The sequence below is a fragment of the Streptomyces mobaraensis NBRC 13819 = DSM 40847 genome, assembly GCF_017916255.1.
Taxonomy (GTDB): Bacteria; Actinomycetota; Actinomycetes; order Streptomycetales; family Streptomycetaceae; genus Streptomyces; species Streptomyces mobaraensis.
Genome location: NZ_CP072827.1, coordinates 1,448,890 through 1,466,747 on the forward strand (window position 1 = coordinate 1,448,890; position 17,858 = coordinate 1,466,747).

Here is a 17,858-nt window from a genome sequence, read left to right on the forward strand (position 1 = left end):
CGCAGACCGGGAGGGGCCTGCGGGTCCGGACCGTGCCAGCGGATGCCTCACGGCATCGGTCAGGCGGCAGCCTTCGGCGCGTTGACGTCGGCCGGCAGCGCCTTCTGGGCGACCTCGACGAGCGCGGCGAACGCGTTCATGTCGTTGACCGCGAGCTCGGCCAGGATCTTGCGGTCCACCTCGATGTTGGCGGCCTTCAGGCCCTGGATGAGGCGGTTGTAGGTCATGCCGTTCTGGCGGGCGGCGGCGTTGATGCGCTGGATCCACAGCTGGCGGAAGTCGCCCTTGCGCTTCTTCCGGTCGTTGTAGTTGTAGACCAGGGAGTGGGTGACCTGCTCCTTGGCCTTGCGGTACAGGCGCGAGCGCTGACCGCGGTAGCCGCTGGCCTGCTCCAGGATCGCCCGGCGCTTCTTGTGCGCGTTGACTGCGCGCTTGACGCGTGCCACTTGTTAACTCCTTGTAGCGGGGCCGCGGACGGTTCTCACGCGGCCCGGAAACGATTGGGTCCCGGTCTCGACGTGCGCCCTGCCGTACGGCGGGCGCGGTACGTCACTTGCCGAGAAGCTTCTTGATCTTCTTGGCGTCGCCCGGGGCCATCTCGGCGTTGCCGGTGAGGCGACGCGTCAGACGGGACGACTTGTGCTCGAGCAGGTGGCGCTTGCCGGCACGCTCGCGCAGGACCTTGCCGGAGCCAGTGACCTTGAAGCGCTTGCTGGCACCGCTGTGCGTCTTGTTCTTCGGCATCGCGCCGTATCTCCTCGTCGGTGGCGCTCCCCGCCCGTGGTGCGGGCGCATGGGAGCGTCAGCTCTGTTCGTTTGCTGTCCGGGGCCTGGCGGCACCGGCGGTGAACCGGGGCTGACGGGCATCAGCCCCCGGTGTTCACGCCTCTGCGGGCTCCTCGGCGGCGTCCGCACCCGAACCGCCCTGGCGCTCGGCCTTACGGGCGGCCTGGGCCTCGCGGGCTTCGGCCATCGCCTCGGTCTTCTTCTTGTGCGGACCGAGAACCATGATCATGTTCCGGCCGTCCTGCTTGGGGTTGGACTCGACGAAGCCCAGCTCCTGGACGTCCTCCGCGAGCCGCTGCAGCAGTCGGTAGCCCAGCTCGGGCCGGGACTGCTCGCGACCACGGAACATGATCGTGATCTTGACCTTGTCGCCCTGCTTGAGGAACCGTACGACGTGACCCTTCTTCGTGTCGTAGTCGTGCGGGTCGATCTTCGGCCGGAGCTTCATCTCCTTGATGACCGTGTGCGCCTGGTTCTTGCGCGCCTCACGGGCCTTCATGGCCGACTCGTACTTGAACTTCCCGTAGTCCATGAGCTTGCAGACCGGCGGGCGGGCGTTGGCCGCCACCTCGACCAGGTCGAGGTCGTACTCCTGCGCAAGCTCCAGGGCCTTGGCAAGCGGCACGATGCCGACCTGCTCGCCGCTGGGACCGACAAGTCGCACCTCGGGAACGCGAATCCGGTCGTTGATGCGGGGCTCGGCGCTGATGGATCCTCCTCGGTAGCACCACACGGCCGCCTGGCGGGCTGCCGCGTAACGTCTTTTCGTAAGACCAACCGCGCCGACGCATCAAAAAATGCCCCGGACGGGACACAGGCGGGGCTCCATTGCAACCGGAACACCGCCACGGTGCACCCGTGGGGCTATCGGACGGTTCCATCGTCCGTACGGAACGATGGTGACCGTCTGACCGGAGACCTGCCGACCGTGAGCCGGCGAGGTGGGAGTGCGGAGCCTCCACTTGTGGGTCGGGCACGCAGATGTCCGACCGGTCGATCCACCACTCTACCAGCAGGGGTGCGGGGGTGCTAACCCAGGACAAAACCCGCGGCGAACCCGTGTTCCCCCGGGACGTATCGTGTCCGCCATGAGCGACGCAACCCCCTCCGCCGGCTCCTCCGGCTCCTCCGAGGCCGGCCCCGACTTCGACAGCATGACCCGCGACATCGCCGACGTCCCGGCGGTCGAGGTGATCACCACCGTGGCGGTGCACCTGATGAGCTCGGCGGCCGTCAACCTCGGTCTGGCCGAGGAGGGCGACCAGCACAAGGACCTGGACGAGGCCCGGAAGCTGATCACCGCCCTGGCCGGGCTGGTCACGGCCAGCGCCACCGAGATCAGCAACTTCCACGCGGGACCGCTGCGCGACGGCCTGAAGTCGCTCCAGCTCGCCTTCCGCGAGGCGTCGGTGGTGCCGGACGAGCCGGGGCAGGGGCCGGGCGAGAAGTACACGGGCCCGGTGTTCGGCTGAGCCGTCGCCTAGAGCCCGACCGGCGGGTTGGGGCCGTCCGTGGAACCGCCCCGGCCGCCCTGGCCCGCCGGGGGCTCCGGGGGCCGGCGCCGCCCCGCCTCGACCTCGGCGGTGTCGGGCGGCAGCTCGTAGGCCCGGTGGCCGCCGATGGCCCGCTCGTCCGCGATCAGCACGGGCGCGCCGCGCGGCTGGACGACCTGGTGGACGAAGGCGGCCAGGGCGGCGCCGATCAGCGGCGCGATGAGGAACAGCCACACCTCGGAGAACGCGTCTCCGCCGGCGAAGATGGCCGGCCCCAGGCTCCGCGCCGGATTCACGGAGGCGCCGGTCAGCGGGACGCCGATGAGGTGGACCAGCGCCAGGGTGAAGCCCAGCGCCAGCGGCCCGAAGCCGACCACCGCCACCTTGTGGGTCACCGCGAGCCAGACGAAGACCAGCAGGAACGTCAGGACGACCTCGGCGAGGAACGCGCCCCCGGTGTTGATGTGGACCGCCGACCGGTCGCCGTACCCGTTGCTGCCGAACGTCCCGTCGGTGCTGAGCCCCGGGACCTGCTTGGCCAGCAGGAGCAGCAGCGCGGCGCCGACGATGGCACCGAGGATCTGCGCGATCCAGTACTCGATGGCCGTGCGCAGCGCGATGCGCCCCTCCAGCAGCATGGCGAGGGTGACCGCCGGGTTGAGGTGCGAGCCGGAGACCGGCCCCAGCGCGTAGGCCAGGGCCATCAGGGTGAACCCGAACGCCAGCGCGATGCCCAGGGCACCGATGTAGTCCGCCGCGAGGACGGCGGACCCCACGGCGAAGAAGACCAGCAGCAGGGTGCCGAGGAACTCGGCCGCGACCGTCCGTGTCTCCACGGGGTCCAGCTTCATGGGGTCCAGCTTCGCGTCCATGGCGTCCTCCCGGGGATCTCGTGGACTGTCCTCGCATTGTCGGACGGTCCGCTCCGGGGCGCCTGTCGAAAGATCGCCGCTCAGCGGCTGAACAGCGGCTCCCCGGGCACCTCGGCGCCCACCGGCAGCAGGGCCAGGTCGAGGCCGCGGACCAGCCGGGCGCGCAGCACCTCGTCGGCGGCCAGGGCCCCGGCGATCCGCCGGGCCACGTCGGCGGGCGCGGCCCCGTCGGCGAGCGCCAGCGCCAGCGTCCCGTCCGCGTCGCCGGAGGGGACGAGGTGCGCCCTGAGCACTCCGTCCTCGGCGGCCAGCAGCCCGCGCAGGGCGTCGGCGACGGCGGGGTCGGCGAGCGGGTCGGTGCTGGTCCGGCCCTCGGCGAGGGCGAGCAGTGCCCGGCCGGTCAGCGGGTAGGTGACGGGTCCCGCCATGTCCACGACGATCGTGTCGGCCTTCTCGTGCGCCGCGGCCTGGAGCGCCTGGTGCAGCGGGACGGCGACGGGCCGGGCGTCGGCGCGCCAGCGGTGGAGCGTCTCCATCGACGTGAACGCGGGCAGTGCCCGGCGCCCGTCCGGCGCCTGGAGGGTGGGGACGGCCATGTCGCTGGTCTTCTCCCGCTTCAGCCCGTCCGGCCCGGTCTCCACCTCCCCCAGCACGGCCACCACCGGCACCAGCAGCCGCGCGTCCTTGAGCGCGGCCAGCACCCGCCCCTCCGCCGCCCGATCGGCGGCCCAGGCGGCGAGCGCCTCGGCGAGTACGGGGTCGGCGGAGCCGTCGTCGTCGGAGAAACCGGGGTCCGGGATGTTCTTGAGGGCCACGGGTCGAGGGTATCGGCAGGCGAACGGTGCTCAGGGTGGGGGTTCGGCCTGGGGGTGGGGGCCGGGTGGCTCTTGCGGGGGGCCGGCTTCAGCCCGTCCGGCGCTTGAGGACAACCGCGCGGAGCGCGGTTTTGGGGGTACGGGGGCCTGCCCCCCGTAAGGAACGGCGAAAGGGCGGGTCAGGGGCACCCCACGCGCCCCCGGCGCCACCTCAGCACCCCCGCGGCCAGCAGCAGAACCACCCCCGCGGCCCCGGCACCCAGCACCGGAGCCCCCGGCCCGGGATCCGGCACGGCAGAGCGCCGAGCCCCCGGCCCCGCCCCGAAGTACCGCGGCGCCACCCCCACCGGCCCCGACGTGTCGGGCAGGGGCCGAGCCGCCAGAGCGAGCGCCCCCACCGGATCCACCACCCCGGCCCCGAGCTCGTCACTCCGCCCCCCAGCCGGCACGTTCCGCGCGCTCGCCACGAGAAGCCGCCGCACCTCGGCCGGAGCCAGCCCGGGATGAGCGGAGCGGAGCAGCGCGGCCGTCCCGGAGACGAAGGCCGCGGCGGCGCTCGTCCCCCACCCCTCGTAGTAGCGCCGGTCGGGATCGGCGATGACGACACCGACGCCCGGCGCGCTGAGCGTCGCGTACCACCGGCGGGTGGAGAAGGCGGCCCGGCCGCCGTTCCGGTCGACGGCGGTCACGGCGATGACGCCGGGGTACGCGGCCGGGTAGGAGGCGTGGTCGCCGTCCCGGCCGCCGTTGCCGGCGGAGGCTACGACGACGGCGCCCTTGGCGAGGGCGTAGCGGACGGCGGCGTCCTCGCCGGCGTCCGGGTGGGCGGTGGCGCTGTCGTCGCCGAGGGAGAGGTTGATGACGTCGGCGCCGTGGTCGGCGGCCCAGCGGATGCCGTCGGCGAGCGCGCCGCCGCGCGCGCCGCGCGCCCGGGCGCGGGCCGGGTCGGCTTCCTCCAGGATGACGCGCACGGGCAGGATCCGGGCCTCGGGGGCGACGCCCAGCACCCCGTCGCCGTCGCCGTACCCGTGCCCGCGGCCCGCGACGATCCCGGCCATGGCGGTGCCGTGCCGCGCCCAGGTCCGGTCGCCGCGCCGGGCGCCGAAGCCGACGAGGTCCTTGCCGGGCAGCACCCGGCCGCGCAGGTCGGGGTGGCCGGCGTCGACGCCGGTATCGAGGACGGCGACGGTCACCCCGGCCCCGCGCGTGGTCCGCCACGCCTCCTGGAGGCGCAGCGCGTCCAGGGCCCACTCCTGCACCCGGATCGCGTCGGCGCGCGCGGGGGCGGCGCCCACGATGGTGAGAACGGCCGCGAGAGCGGCTGCCGCGCGGCGCGTGCCACGCCTTGCGGAGGCGGGCCGCCGGGCGCCGAGCCCGCGTCCCGGACCGCGGAGGGCGGCGCGGAGGGACCGCGCGACGTGCGGGACCCCCCTGGGCCGGGGACCGCCCCGGGAGAGCCACCGGCCCGGCCGCGCTCCGACCGCTGCGGCGCGGGCACCGCTCGCGGCCGGACGAAGGGCCACCGCGGCGCGTGCCGCTCCGGACCGCGAGCCCGGACGGCCGGGCTCCCGCCCCGCCCCCGCCGCGCTCATCGCGCGCCCCCGCGCGCCGCCGCCCGGTACGCCCGCTCGACGTGCGCGGCCAGCGCCGTCGCGTCGTGGCCGAGGCCCGCTTCGGCGGGGGCCGTGGTGGCGGTGGGGGCGACGGCGCGGGCGGCCGGTTCGGGGCGGGCCACGGGACGGCCGTCGGCGAAGGCGCTGACCGACCAGACGACGACCGGCAGGTCGGTGAGCACACCGACGCGCCAACTGGCGCGCTGCGCCTCGCCGAACCGCTCGGCGGGGGTGCCGGACGGGGCGTACGGGCGCGGCAGCATGTCCGGCCGCTCGTCGAGCCGTTCGGCGGCGAACCGGTCGTGGAGCGCGCGCATGCCGTCGGCGTCCGCCTCGGTGACGAGCAGCCCGACGGTGGTGACGCTCGACGACGTGGCGTCGGCGTACGTCGCGCGCAGCAGCCGCGTGCAGCCGGCCGGGCGCAGGGCGAGGGCGAGCGCCGGGTCGAAGGCGTCGGCGCAGCCGGTGTCGGGGGCCACGCCCAGCCGGATCCAGTCGCGGGACGCGCCGCCGGGCCCGGCGGTCGCGTCGTGCACGGCGGGCGGGAAGAGGCGGTCGACCGGCACGGTCTCCCAGACGGTGGCCGCGCGGGCGTACGCGGCCTCGGCGACGGTCCGTTCCGGCGGCCGGGCGGTGAGCCAGCCGCCCGCCGCCGCGCCGCCGAGGAGCCCCGCGCCGAGGATCGCGCAGACGGCCGCGGCGGCCCCGCGCCCGGCACGCCCCGATCCGGCAACGGACGGGGGACGAGCGGGACGCGGCGGCAGGGCCACGGGGACGGGGACGGGGGCGGGCATCCGGAGCCGTTCCGCCTCGGTGCCCACCCTGCGCTCCCCCGCCCGGACGACCTGTCGTCCGCCTCTCGACTGCCCTGCGGGGCGGGCCGGTTGCCGCCGGGCCCGGCCTCCCCGCGCTGTACGCGGCCGTGGTGATCCACGGCGCGCGTCACTCTACGGGCACGCCGCGCCGGAGGCCATCCACCGGGGTTCCCGCTCCGCCGCGCACACCCCTACCCAGGGGTAATCCGCTCTGGCAAGCTGCGCGCCATGACGCCCGCCTTCGCCCACGCCACCGGCGCCTTCGCCGACCGGGCCCGCTACGACCGGGCCACCGCGCACCTCGACGCCCCGCTGGCCGTCGTCGACCTGCGGGCGTTCGACGCCAACGCGGCGGATCTGGTGCGCCGGGCGCGGGGCAAGCCGGTCCGGGTGGCCAGCAAGTCGGTGCGCTGCCGGGCCCTGTTGGAGCGGGTGCTGGAGCGGGACGGCTTCGCGGGGGTGATGAGCCACACGCTCGCCGAGTCGCTGTGGCTGGCCCGTTCGGGCGTGGCCGACGTGCTGCTCGCCTACCCGTCCGCGGACCGCGCCGGGTTCGCCGAGCTGACGTCCGACGCGCGGCTCGCCCGCGCGGTCACGGTCACGGTGGACGACCCGGCGCAGCTCACGCTGATCGACGCGGCCCGGACGGGACGCGAGGAGATACGGGTGTGTCTCGAACTGGACACGTCCCTCCGCCTGTTGGCCGGCCGCGTCCGCGTGGGCGCCCTGCGCTCGCCGCTGCACGATCCGGCCCGGCTGGTGGCGCTGGCCCGCGCGGTGGTCCGCCGGCCCGGTTTCCGGCTGGTGGGCCTGATGGCGTACGAGGCGCAGGTGGCGGGGGTGGGGGACGCGGTGGCGGGCCGCCCGCTGCGCTCCCGCGCGGTCCGGCTGCTGCAGGCGGTGTCCCGGCGGGAGTTGGCGGTGCGCCGGGCGGAGGCGGTCCGGGCGGTCCGGGCCGTCGCGGACCTGGAGTTCGTCAACGGTGGCGGGACGGGCAGCGTCCACCACACGGCGGCCGAGGCGGCGGTCACGGAGGTGGCGGCGGGGTCGGGGCTGTACCAGCCGCGCCTGTTCGACCACTACACCGGTTTCACGGGCCGCCCGGCCGCCCTGTTCGCCCTGCCGGTGGTCCGCCGGCCGGGCCTCGGCGTCGTCACCGTCCTGGGCGGCGGCCTGCCCGCCTCCGGCCCGTCCGGCCGCGACCGGCTGCCCGTCCCCCACCTCCCGGCGGGCCTGCGCCTGACCCGCCAGGAGGGCGCCGGCGAGGTGCAGACCCCGCTGCTCGGCGCCCCGGCGGACGACCTGCTCGTCGGCGACAAGGTGTGGTTCCGCCACGCCAAGGCCGGCGAACTCTGCGAGCGCTTCGCCGGCCTGCACCTGATCGACGGGGACCGGGTGGTGGCGACGGTGCCGACGTACCGGGGTGAGGGAAAGACGTTTCTCTGACCCCTGACCCCGGTACACCGGCGGCCTGTCAGAGGGCCGCGGTGTCCGTCTGGTCCGGGATCACCGAGCCGTCCGTGCGGCGGACGGGGGCGAGGGTGCCGTCGGGACGGGTGTAACCGGCCGTGGCGCAGGGGTACGTGCCGGTCTTGCGCGGCATCGGGTCGATGAACATCGGGTTGGCGACCCAGCGGCCGTCCTCGTTGTCGTACGCCCGGCACATCAGCTCGGCCTTGTTGCGGTTGATCGCCAGGTGGGCGCCGGTGGCGTCGCCGACGAAGGTGACGTCCGTGTCGGCGTCACCGGCGCCGAGGGCGATGCGGTGCCGGAAGTCCTGCTGCTGCCACGCCTTGGCGCCCTTGATGCCGAAGATGTGCTCGTTGATCATGCAGCGCTTGCCGTCCATGTACGGCAGGGCCTCGCCCATGCCGTCCTTGACGTCGCCGCAGCCCTTGATGCCCGCGGTGAGGCGGCCGTTCTTGACGATGCTGCGGATGCCGATGGTGTGGGCGCGGTCCAGACCGACGCCGCCGGACCAGGCCTCGGCGATGGGCTCGGAGGAGGCGGAGACGATGTAGACGTCGAAACCGGCCGCCTTGAGCGTCCGGATGAGGTCCTTCTGCTGGTCGTAGTAGCGGACGTAGCCGGCGATGGTGTGGGTGCCGACCGTCTGCTTGCTGCCCACGGGCGCGGCGAGCTGCTCGGCGCGGGCCTTGCGGGCGAAGGAGGAGAGCGCGGCCGGGGTGTGGCCGGAGAACAGCTGCGGGATCCAGGCGTACGCGGGAACGGTACGGCGGTGGTTCCAGTCGCCCGCGAACGCCGCCTCGCCGGCCATCGTCTTCGACTTCTCGCGGATCTCGAATATCTCGTCCGCGCAGCGGGTGTTCTTCGAGGTCGGCAGCGGCTTGCCGGCCGGCACGGAGGTGCCGCAGGCGGCGGTGAGGGCCCGGTCGGCGGCCGGGGTCAGCCACTTGCTGGTGTCCTTCCAGCTCTTCGGCCGGAGGATCTTGTCGTGCTTGAGCGACCAGGCGAGGGTGGCGTCGGTGATGTCGTTCTTGACGACGGTGTTGTCCCAGTCGAACGCGGCGACGGGACGGGGGCCGGTCCGGCCCGAACAGGTGCCGCGCTCGTCGATCATGCGCTGGAGCTTGGCGCGGTTGGTGCCGAACCAGGAGATGTTCTTGTCCAGCTGGGGACAGTGGGCCGCGGTCCGGGCGCCGTGCGCCGCCGGGGCCGCGCCCGCGGTCGGCGCCGAGGTGGCGAGGGTTGCGGTGACCAGGAAGCCGGCGGCGATGGCGTACTTCGTGCGCATGCGTACTCTTCGGTGCTCGGTGCTGAAAGGGCAGGACACACGCCCGGGCCGGACGGGAACGTCCGGCTCCGGCGTCTGATCATGGACCTTACAGGCGGAGCGCCGATGGCTACAGGGGGGTCACATACGCCCCGGAGATCCCCCCGTCCACCAGGAATTCCGCCGCGTTCACGAACGACGCGTCGTCACTCGCCAGGAACGCCACGGCCGCCGCGATCTCCTCCGCCTCCGCGAACCGGCCCACCGGCACGTGCACCAGGCGCCGCGCGGCCCGCTCCGGATCCTTGGCGAACAGCTCCTTGAGGAGCGGCGTGTTGACCGGCCCCGGGCACAGCGCGTTCACCCGGATCCCGTCCCGCGCGAACTGCACCCCCAGCTCCCGGGACATCGCCAGCACACCGCCCTTCGACGCGGTGTAGCTGATCTGCGACGTCGCCGAGCCCAGCACCGCGACGAACGACGCGGTGTTGATGATCGACCCCTTGCCCTGGGCGCGCATGTACGGCAGCGCCGCCTTGCAGCACAGGTAGACGGAGGTGAGGTTCACTTCCTGGACGCGCTTCCAGGCGTCGAGGCCGGTGGTCAGGATCGAGTCGTCGTCGGGCGGGGAGATGCCGGCGTTGTTGAACGCGATGTCGACCGAGCCGTAGGTGTCGTTCGCGGCTTTGAAGAGGGCTTCGACCTGGTCGGCGTCGGTGACGTCGGTGCGGACGAACAGGCCGCCGACTTCTTCGGCGGCCGCCCGGCCCGCCTTCTCGTCGACGTCGGCGCAGACGACGTTGGCGCCCTCGGACGCGAGGCGGCGGGCGGTGGCGAGGCCGATGCCGCCGGCTGCGCCGGTGATGACGGCCGTTCGGCCGGGGAGGCGGCGGCAGGTGGGGGTGTCGGACACGAGGGTTCCCTTTCCGTGGGTGGTGGGTGGTGCCTGCGGCGGGCTGGTGCCCCGGTCCCGCCCTTTCACCGTTTCTTGCAGGGGCTCTGCCCCCGCACCCCCGAAACCGCGCTCCGCGCGGTTGTCCTCAAACGCCGGACGGGCTGATTTTTCAGCCCGTCCGGCGTTTGAGGACGAGCGGCGAAGCCGCGAAAAGGGGGGGTCTGGGGCGCAGCCCCAGGAAACGGAGAAAGGGCGGGTCCGGGGCACCCTCACTCCACAGCAACGAACACGTTCTTCACCTCCGCGAACGCGGCAACCGCATCGGGCCCCAACTCCCGCCCCAGCCCCGACTGCTTGAACCCCCCGAAGGGCGTCCAATACCGCACGGAACTGTGCGAGTTGACGGACAGGTTCCCGGCCGCGACGGCCCGCGACACGCGCAGCGCCCGCGAGACGTCCCGCGTCCAGAGCGACCCGGACAGCCCGTAGTCCGTCGCGTTGGCGATCCGCACGGCCTCGTCCTCGTCCTCGAAGGGGATGACGACGGCGACGGGCCCGAAGACCTCCTCGCGCGCCACCCGGTCCCCGGCGGAGCCCTCCAGCACCGTGGCGGGGTACCAGAACCCCTTCCCCGAGGGGGCGTCGCCGCGGATCGCCGCGGGCGCAGACTCCGGGACGTACGAGCGGACCCGCTCCCGGTGGGCCGCCGAGATCAGCGGGCCCATCCCGGTGGCCGGGTCGGCGGGGTCGCCGACGACGACGGACCGGACGGCCGGTTCCAGCAGCTCCATGAAGCGGTCGTACACCGGGCGCTGGACGAGGATGCGGCTGCGCGCGCAGCAGTCCTGGCCGGTGTTGTCGAGGAACGAGCCGGGGGCGGTCGCGGCGGCGCGCTCGACGTCCGCGTCCGCGAAGACGATGTTGGCGGACTTGCCGCCGAGTTCGAGGGTCACCCGCTTCACGCGCTCGGCGCACTTCGCCATGATCCGCTTGCCGACGCCCGTGGAACCGGTGAAGACGATCTTGGCGACGCCGGGGTGCTCGACGAGCGCGTTCCCGGCCTCCGGGCCGGTCCCCGGGAGGGCTTGGAGCAGTCCCTCCGGCAGTCCGGCCGCCAGGGCCAGCTCCGCCAGCCGCAGCGCGGTGAGCGGCGTGGTCTCGGCCGGTTTGAGGAGGACGGCGTTGCCGGCGGCGAGGGCGGGGGCGAAGCCCCAGGCGGCGACGGGCATGGGGAAGTTCCACGGGACGATGACGCCGACGACGCCGAGCGGCTCGTGGAAGGTCACGTCCAGGCCGCCGGCCACCGGGATCTGCCGGCCGGTGAGCCGTTCGACGCCGCCGGCCGCGTAGTCGAGGAGGTCGCGGACGTTGCCGGCCTCCCAGCGGGCGCTCCCCACCGGGTGCCCGGCCTCGCGGACCTCCAGCAGGGCCAGTTCCTCCAGGTGCGCGTCGACGACGCCGGCGAAGCGGCGGAGCAGCCTGGCACGGTCGCCGGGGGCGAGGGCGGCCCAGCCGCGCTGCGCCTCGGCGGCCCTCCGGACGGCCGCGTCCACGTCCTCCGCCGTGGCGGCGAGGACGGTGGCGACGACCTCCTCGGTCGCGGGGTTGAGAACTTCCAGCAGCACGGTTCCGTCCCTCACATGCGCTCGAAGGAGCGGTAGCGCTCCCAGTCCGTCACGGCGGTGTCGTACGCCTCCTGCTCGACCCGGGCCATGGTCAGGTAGTGCTCGACCACCTCGTCCCCGAACGCGGCCCGGGCCAGGGCGCTGCCCTCCCACAGCTCCGCCGCCTCGCGGAGTGTCGCGGGAACGTGCCGGGCGTCACCGGCGTAGGCGTTGCCGGTGCACACCTCGGGGAGCTCCAGCTCGTTCTCCACCCCGTGCAGTCCGGCCGCGATCATGCCGGCGACGGCGAGGTAGGGGTTGACGTCGCCGCCGGGGAGGCGGTTCTCGAAACGGTGGGAGCGGCCGTGGCCGACGACGCGGAGGGCGCAGGTGCGGTTGTCCGGCCCCCAGGCGACGGCGGTCGGGGCGAAGGAGCCGGGGCGGAACCGCTTGTAGGAGTTGATGTTGGGCGCGTAGAGGAGGGTGAACTCCCGCAGCGCGGCGAGCTGCCCGGCGAGGAAGTGCCGCATGGTGTCCGACATGCCGTACGGGCCGTCGTCGTCGGCGAGCACCGGCCGCCCGGCCGCGTCGCGCAACGAGAGGTGGATGTGGCAGGAGTTGCCCTCGCGCTCGTCGTACTTGGCCATGAAGGTGAGCGCCATGCCCTCCTGGGCGGCTATCTCCTTGGCGCCGGTCTTGTAGACGGAGTGCTGGTCGCAGGTGACGAGGGCCTCGTCGTAGCGGAACGCGATCTCGTGCTGGCCGAGGTTGCACTCGCCCTTCGCGCTCTCGACGACGAGTCCGGCGGCGCCCATCTCGTTGCGGATGCGACGCAGCAGCGGCTCGACCCGGCCGGTACCGAGGACGGAGTAGTCCACGTTGTACTGGTTCACGGGAGTGAGCCCCCGGTAGCCGCCGTTCCACGCCTCCTCGTAGGAGTCCTTGAAGACCATGAACTCCAGTTCCGTGCCCACCTGGGCGGTCCAGCCGCGCTCGGCGAGCCGGTCGAGCTGGCGGCGGAGGATCTGCCGGGGCGAGGCGAGCACCGGGGAACCGTCGTGCCAGGTGAGATCGGCCGTGACCAGGGCGGTGCCCGGGTTCCAGGGGGTGCGGCGCAGGGTGGACAGGTCCGGGCGCATCGCGAAGTCGCCGTAGCCGCGTTCCCAGGAGGCCATGGCGTAGCCGTCGACGGTGTTCATGTCGGCGTCCACGGCCAGCAGGTAGTTGCAGCCCTCGGTGCCGTTCTCCAGCACGTCGTCGAGGAAGAAGCGGGCAGCGAACCGTTTCCCCTGGAGCCGCCCCTGCATGTCGGTGAAGGCGAGGACGACGGTGTCGGTCTCCCCGGCGTCGACGAGCCGGCGGAGCTCGTCGACGCTGAGCGGGGGCGTGCGGTCTGCCACAGGTGAGCCTCCCTGTCGGTGCGGTCCGTGCGGTGCGACCGGAGGTCTTAAGGTATGCCGGTAGACCATTGGTTGGGAAGGGGTCCGATGAACGGGAGCGCGGCCGACCGGCTGTCGTCGGTGCTGCGGCCGGTGCACGCGGGCAACGGCTTCGAAGAGGCCCTGGAGCGGATACTGCGGATCATACGCCTCGGCCTGGTGGCCGACGGCGAACGGCTGCCGTCGGAACGGGAGTTGGCCGAGCGGCTGCGGATCAGCAGGGTGACGCTCCGCGAGGTGCTGCGGGTGCTGCACGAGCAGGGGCTGGTGGAGAGCCGGCGCGGCCGGTACGGCGGAACGTTCGTCCACGCGCGCCCGGCACCGGCCCCGACGGCGGACGCGGCCGAACTGCGCCGCCGGGTCGCGGACGTGGACGTGGAGGACACCCTGCGGTTCCGCGAGGTCCTGGAACTCGGCGCGGCCGAACTGTGCGCCGCCCGGCCGCTCCCGCCCCAGGCGGCGGACCGGCTGCGCGCGGCCCTGACCGCCACCCGCGACGCCGCCCCGGACGACTACCGCCGCCACGACACCCTCTTCCACCTCACCCTGGCCGAGCTGTCCGGCTCGGCGTCGCTGGCCGCGCAGTACTCGGCGGTGCGGGCGACCGTCAACCAACTCCTGGACTGCATCCCGCTGCTGGTCCGGAACCTGGAGCACTCGCAGCGCCAGCACGCGGCCCTCGCCGAGGCCGTCCTCCGGGGCGACCGGGACGCGGCGCGCGCGGCCATGCGCGAGCACTGCGCGGGGACGGCGGCACTGCTGCGGGGCTTCCTCGCCTGAACCGGGCGCGGACGGGAGCGGGGGCGGCGGAGGGCGCGTCCAAGGGGCGCGAGGCGCGCGGGGGTTGCGCCACACGCCGTCCACGGGCAAAGGTACGGGGGGCGACCTTTACCGGCTCCCCACCGACGGGCGACGCCCGGCGGACGACGCCCGACCGGACCCCACCCCGGCCGGTCCCCGCCACCGGAAAGGACGCGAGGACGCGTGACAACCCAGCAGAGCCGGCCCGTGCCCGCCCCTCGGGCGCCCCGGACCCACCAGCCGCTGATCGGGGTCAGCACCTACTCCACCCGGGCCCGCTGGGGCATCGCCTGGGACCAGCACGCGGCGCTGCTGCCGAGCACCTACCCGGAGTACGTCCGGCGGGCGGGCGGCCTGGCCGTCATGCTGCCGCCCGACGCCCCGGACGCCGCCCCCGCGCTCGTCGCACGCCTCGACGGCCTGGTCCTGGCGGGCGGCGAGGACGTGGACCCCGCCCTCTACGGCGAGGAGCCGCACCCGCGCACCGGCCGCCCGGTCCCGGAGCGCGACCTGTGGGAACTGGCCCTGCTGGACGCGGCGTCGCGGCGCGGCATCCCGGTGCTGGGCATCTGCCGGGGCATGCAGCTGATGAACGTCCACGCCGGCGGCACCCTCAACCAGCACCTCCCGGAAACCGTGGGCCACAAGGGCCACAACCCTCGGGTCGGCACCTTCGGCGACCACCTCGTGGAGGTGGTCCCGGGCACCCTGACGGCCCGTCTGATGCCCCTCCCGGTCGACGTCGCCACCCACCACCACCAGGGCGTCGCCCGGCTCGGCCGCGGTCTCGTCGCCTCGGCCCACGCGGAGGACGGCACCATCGAGGCGCTGGAACTCCCGTCCCCCGAGGGCCGCTTCGCCGTCGGCGTGCAGTGGCACCCGGAGGTCCGCGACGACCTGCGCCTCATCCGCGGACTGATCGCGGCTACCACGTCCCCGGCCCTCGCCACCGGGCGCGCTCCCGGCCGCCACCGGGCCCCGTGAAGCCCGTCCCGCGAGAGGCCGCGCCTACCCCCGCGTCAGTCCCAGCAGGTCCCACGCCGGCCCCACCGGCCGCTGGCCCAGGGGCCAGACCGCGCGCAGGTCGCGTCGGAGGCCGAGTCCGGTGACGGGGACCTCGACGAGGCGGCGGGTGGCGAGTTCGTCGACGACGGCCAGTTCGCTGAGGACGGACGGGCCGGCGCCGCTCACGACCGCCGCCTTGACGGCCGTGGTCGAGGCGAGTTCCAGCAGTGGCGGGGCCGGGCCGTCCTCGGCGGCGAGGGCCGCGTCGAGGACCTGCCGGGTGCCGGAGCCGCTCTCGCGGAGGATCAGGGGGGTGGCTGCGAGCTCGGCGCGGGTGAGGGGCGTCCGGCGGCGGGCCCAGGGGTGGGTGGGCGCGGTGACCAGGACGAGCCGGTCGTGGCCGATGACGGCGCCGTCGAGGCCGGGCGGCACCTCCAGGCCCTCGACGAAGCCGAGGTCCGCCCGGCCCGCGAGGAGGCGGGCCGCCACGGCCGCCGAGTTGCCGGCGAACAGGGAGACGGCCGTCCCCGGCCGCTCGGTGCGCAGCGTGATCAGCCAGCCGGGCAGCAGGTACTCGGCGATGGTCATGCTCGCCGCGACCCGCAGCCGCGAGTCGCGGCGGGTGCGCAGCGCCTGGGCCCCGGCGTCCAGGGCCTCGGCCGCCTCGACGATCCGGCGCGCCCAGTCCGTCACCAGGACGCCCGCCGGGGTGAGCCGGGAGCCGCGCGGCGAGCGTTCCACCAGGGCGACGCCCAGCATCCGCTCCATGCCCCGGAGGCGCCCGCTCGCGGCGGGCTGGGTGATGCCCAGTTCGCGGGCCGCGCGGCCGAGGCTGCCCAGCCGGGCCACGGCGAGCAGCAGTTCCAGGGCGGCCAGGTCGGGGACGCGCTCCGCGATCGGCCGCGGCGGGCCGAACGAGTCCGACGGGTAGGTCATAAGTCCAGGTTATGTGGTCATAGGAAGGCGGTCCCTGGTACGGGAGGGCCGGAAGGGCGAGCGTGGAGGCATGAGCACGGTCGGTTCCCTCACCCCAGTCCCCCGCCCGGCGGCCCCGGATCCCGCCGCACCCTCCCCCGGCGTCCGCCGGCTGCGGCACCTCGGTCCGAACTGGTACGCGACGGTCATGGGCACCGCCATCGTGGCGAGCGCCGGCGCGGCGCTCCCGGGGCGGGCCCTGCCGCGCCCGGCACTGGAGGCCGTCTGGGTGCTGGCGACCGCGGCCCTCGTCGCGCTCCTCGCCGCCCGGGCCGCGCACTGGGCGCGTCACCGGGACCAGGCGGTCCGGCACCTCGCCGACCCGGCGGTGGCGCCGTTCTACGGCTGCCTGGCGATGGCCCTGCTGGCGGTCGGCGGCGCGACGCTCTCCGTGGGAGCGGGCGTGATCGGCGAACCGGCGGCGGTGGCGGTGGACGCGGTGCTGTGGTCGGCGGGCACCGTCGCCGGCCTGGTCGCCGCCGCCGGCGTCCCATACCTGATGGTGGCGCGGCACCGGGTCGAGCCCGGCACCGCCTCGCCCGTGTGGCTGCTGCCGGTCGTGGCGCCCATGGTGTCGGCGGCGCTCGGCCCGGCGCTCGTCGCGCACCTGCCGGCCGGGCAGCCGCGGGAGGCCCTGCTGCTCGGCTGCTACGCGCTGTTCGGGCTGAGCCTGCTGATGACGCTGCTGATCCTGCCGGTGCTGTTCTCCCGGCTGGTCCACCACGGCCCGCTGCCGCTCGCCCTCACCCCGACGCTGTTCCTCGTCCTGGGCCCGCTGGGGCAGTCCACCACAGCGGTGAACAACCTCGCCGACGCCGCCCCGGGCGCGGTCGGCGGCCCGTACCCGGCGGCGATGACGGCCTTCGCGGTGCTGTACGGCGTGCCGGTGCTGGGCTTCGCCCTGCTGTGGCTGGCCTTCGCCACGGCCATGGTGGTCCGGGCGGCCCGCTCCGGCATGGGGTTCACGATGACCTGGTGGGCGTTCACCTTCCCGGTCGGCACCTGCGTCACGGGCGCCGCGGGGCTGGCGCGCCACACCGGGCTGCACGCCCTCACCTGGCTCGCGGTCGCCCTGTACGCGGTGCTGGTGGCGGCCTGGGCGGTCGCGGCCGTGCGGACCGCGGGCGGGCTGGTCAGCGGACGGCTGTTCGCAGCGCCCGTCCCAGCACCTCGGGCGCCTGCGTCAACGACGGCCCGTACCAGGTGAGATGACGGCCGCTGACCAGCGCGGCGGGGAGCCCGGGGAACGCCTCGGGCCCGTCGTCGCGCGTGAAGCGGTACGGCTCGTCGGGCAGCACGACCAGGTCCGCGCCGCTCGCCCGCAGCTCCTCCAGCGGGACGCGCGGGTAGCGCTCGGCATGGTCGGCGTGGACATGGCGGACGCCGAGCCGGGCGAGGACGTCGCCGGCGAAGGTGTCCCGCCCGAGCACCATCCACGGCCGGCGCCACACCGGAACCACCGCGCTCAACACGGGAGTCGCGGCGCCCACATCCCGCCAGGCGTCCCGCGCGTCCGCCAGCCACCCGGGCGCGGACAGCCCGCAGCCGGCCACGAGCAGCCGCTCCAGCTCGTCGAACGCCTGCTCCAGCGAACGCACTTCGGTCACCAGCACCGCGAGTCCGGCCGCGCGCAGGGCGGCGAGGTCGGGAGCGCGGTTCTCCTCCTCGTTGGCGACGACGAGGTCCGGCGCGAGCGCGGCGATCCGCGCGACGTCGGGGTTCTTGGTCCCGCCGACCCGGACGACGTCCAGCCCCGGCGGGTGCTCGCACCAGTCCGTGGCCCCGACGAGCACCTCGGGCGCGGTGGCGGCGACGGCCTCGGTGAGCGACGGGACGAGCGAGACGACGCGGCGTACGGTTCGCTTGGGCGACGTGGTCACCGTGCCACGGTACGCCGCCGACGGGGGGATGCCCCGGTCCCGCCCCTTCGCCGTTTCTTGCGGGGGCAAGCCCCCGCACCCCCGAAACCGCGCTCCGCGCGGTTGTCCTCAAGCGCCGGACGGGCTGAATA

At 74.6% G+C, this 17,858-nt stretch carries 17 protein-coding genes and 1 pseudogene; 5 read left to right on the forward strand and 13 right to left on the reverse strand.

The features are described 5' to 3' along the window. Nucleotides 1–59: 59 nt before the first annotated feature. The 3 genes from rplT to infC all read right to left on the reverse strand — a co-directional run bounded on the left by rplT (nt 60) and on the right by infC (nt 1,519). Nucleotides 60–446 carry a 50S ribosomal protein L20 gene (gene rplT, locus J7W19_RS05720; RefSeq protein WP_004944290.1) on the reverse strand — a complete coding sequence of 129 codons (387 nt, stop codon included), beginning with the start codon at nt 444–446 and terminating at the stop codon, nt 60–62. Nucleotides 447–549: 103 nt separating this feature from the next. Continuing rightward, nucleotides 550–744 carry a 50S ribosomal protein L35 gene (rpmI, locus tag J7W19_RS05725; protein ID WP_004944288.1) on the reverse strand — a complete coding sequence of 65 codons (195 nt, stop codon included), beginning with the start codon at nt 742–744 and terminating at the stop codon, nt 550–552. 136 nt (nt 745–880) lie between these two features. Beyond that, a complete protein-coding gene (infC, locus tag J7W19_RS05730; RefSeq protein WP_078588007.1) occupies nt 881–1,519 on the reverse strand; it encodes a translation initiation factor IF-3 in 639 nt (212 codons plus the stop codon). A gap of 355 nt (nt 1,520–1,874) precedes the next feature. Between infC and J7W19_RS05735 the strand changes: the two genes are divergently transcribed. Continuing rightward, a complete protein-coding gene (locus J7W19_RS05735) occupies nt 1,875–2,258 on the forward strand; it encodes a DUF1844 domain-containing protein (protein WP_040889653.1) in 384 nt (127 codons plus the stop codon). A gap of 185 nt (nt 2,259–2,443) precedes the next feature. Here the strand turns inward: J7W19_RS05735 and J7W19_RS05740 are convergent. From J7W19_RS05740 to J7W19_RS05755, 4 genes and pseudogenes are all read right to left on the reverse strand, one after another. Then, nucleotides 2,444–3,130 (reverse strand): annotated as a pseudogene (locus tag J7W19_RS05740) (MIP family channel protein); the annotation flags it as partial. 101 nt (nt 3,131–3,231) lie between these two features. Further along, nucleotides 3,232–3,966 (reverse strand): SseB family protein, encoded by a 735-nt coding sequence (locus J7W19_RS05745; protein WP_004944281.1) that lies wholly within the window; start codon nt 3,964–3,966, stop codon nt 3,232–3,234. Nucleotides 3,967–4,145: 179 nt separating this feature from the next. Further along, a complete protein-coding gene (gene mycP / locus J7W19_RS05750; protein WP_004944279.1) occupies nt 4,146–5,261 on the reverse strand; it encodes a type VII secretion-associated serine protease mycosin in 1,116 nt (371 codons plus the stop codon). 293 nt (nt 5,262–5,554) lie between these two features. Further along, on the reverse strand, nt 5,555–6,400 hold the full coding sequence (locus tag J7W19_RS05755) for a hypothetical protein (protein ID WP_004944278.1): 846 nt from the start codon (nt 6,398–6,400) through the stop codon (nt 5,555–5,557). Nucleotides 6,401–6,622: 222 nt separating this feature from the next. Between J7W19_RS05755 and J7W19_RS05760 the strand changes: the two genes are divergently transcribed. Next, nucleotides 6,623–7,840, forward strand: a complete 1,218-nt coding sequence (locus J7W19_RS05760) for an amino acid deaminase/aldolase (RefSeq protein ID WP_004944276.1) — start codon at nt 6,623–6,625, stop codon at nt 7,838–7,840. A gap of 28 nt (nt 7,841–7,868) precedes the next feature. Here the strand turns inward: J7W19_RS05760 and J7W19_RS05765 are convergent, their stop codons facing one another. From J7W19_RS05765 to J7W19_RS05780, 4 genes are all read right to left on the reverse strand, one after another. Further along, on the reverse strand, nt 7,869–9,149 hold the full coding sequence (locus tag J7W19_RS05765; protein WP_004944275.1) for an HAD family hydrolase: 1,281 nt from the start codon (nt 9,147–9,149) through the stop codon (nt 7,869–7,871). A 109-nt stretch (nt 9,150–9,258) separates the two neighbouring features. Next, on the reverse strand, nt 9,259–10,041 hold the full coding sequence (locus J7W19_RS05770) for a 3-oxoacyl-ACP reductase (RefSeq protein ID WP_004944274.1): 783 nt from the start codon (nt 10,039–10,041) through the stop codon (nt 9,259–9,261). A gap of 251 nt (nt 10,042–10,292) precedes the next feature. Next, a complete protein-coding gene (locus tag J7W19_RS05775; protein ID WP_004944271.1) occupies nt 10,293–11,648 on the reverse strand; it encodes an aldehyde dehydrogenase family protein in 1,356 nt (451 codons plus the stop codon). Between the two features lie 11 nt (nt 11,649–11,659). Further along, nucleotides 11,660–13,027: a glutamine synthetase family protein gene (locus tag J7W19_RS05780; protein ID WP_004944269.1), complete on the reverse strand. Its 1,368-nt coding sequence runs from the start codon at nt 13,025–13,027 to the stop codon at nt 11,660–11,662. 87 nt (nt 13,028–13,114) lie between these two features. On the opposite strand from J7W19_RS05780, the gene J7W19_RS05785 reads away from it, so the two are divergent. Then, nucleotides 13,115–13,846: a FadR/GntR family transcriptional regulator gene (locus J7W19_RS05785; RefSeq protein WP_004944267.1), complete on the forward strand. Its 732-nt coding sequence runs from the start codon at nt 13,115–13,117 to the stop codon at nt 13,844–13,846. A 204-nt stretch (nt 13,847–14,050) separates the two neighbouring features. Beyond that, nucleotides 14,051–14,851, forward strand: a complete 801-nt coding sequence (locus J7W19_RS05790) for a gamma-glutamyl-gamma-aminobutyrate hydrolase family protein (protein WP_004944265.1) — start codon at nt 14,051–14,053, stop codon at nt 14,849–14,851. 24 nt (nt 14,852–14,875) lie between these two features. Here the strand turns inward: J7W19_RS05790 and J7W19_RS05795 are convergent, their stop codons facing one another. After that, nucleotides 14,876–15,808 (reverse strand): LysR family transcriptional regulator, encoded by a 933-nt coding sequence (locus J7W19_RS05795; protein ID WP_004944263.1) that lies wholly within the window; start codon nt 15,806–15,808, stop codon nt 14,876–14,878. A gap of 70 nt (nt 15,809–15,878) precedes the next feature. On the opposite strand from J7W19_RS05795, the gene J7W19_RS05800 reads away from it, so the two are divergent. Then, nucleotides 15,879–17,054: a TDT family transporter gene (locus tag J7W19_RS05800; protein ID WP_004944261.1), complete on the forward strand. Its 1,176-nt coding sequence runs from the start codon at nt 15,879–15,881 to the stop codon at nt 17,052–17,054. Here the strand turns inward: J7W19_RS05800 and J7W19_RS05805 are convergent. Further along, nucleotides 16,981–17,727 (reverse strand): helical backbone metal receptor, encoded by a 747-nt coding sequence (locus J7W19_RS05805; RefSeq protein ID WP_004944259.1) that lies wholly within the window; start codon nt 17,725–17,727, stop codon nt 16,981–16,983. The genes J7W19_RS05800 and J7W19_RS05805 overlap by 74 nt on opposite strands. Nucleotides 17,728–17,858 lie beyond the last annotated feature (131 nt).

Coding starts and splice junctions, on each gene's coding strand:
- J7W19_RS05760 (WP_004944276.1), top strand. CDS start 6,623: ATGACGCCCGCCTTCGCCCACGCCACCGGCGCCTTCGCCGACCGGGCC.
- J7W19_RS05800 (WP_004944261.1), top strand. CDS start 15,879: ATGAGCACGGTCGGTTCCCTCACCCCAGTCCCCCGCCCGGCGGCCCCG.
- J7W19_RS05765 (WP_004944275.1), bottom strand. CDS start 9,149: ATGCGCACGAAGTACGCCATCGCCGCCGGCTTCCTGGTCACCGCAACC.
- J7W19_RS05795 (WP_004944263.1), bottom strand. CDS start 15,808: ATGACCTACCCGTCGGACTCGTTCGGCCCGCCGCGGCCGATCGCGGAG.
- J7W19_RS05785 (WP_004944267.1), top strand. CDS start 13,115: ATGAACGGGAGCGCGGCCGACCGGCTGTCGTCGGTGCTGCGGCCGGTG.
- J7W19_RS05735 (WP_040889653.1), top strand. CDS start 1,875: ATGAGCGACGCAACCCCCTCCGCCGGCTCCTCCGGCTCCTCCGAGGCC.
- rpmI (WP_004944288.1), bottom strand. CDS start 744: ATGCCGAAGAACAAGACGCACAGCGGTGCCAGCAAGCGCTTCAAGGTC.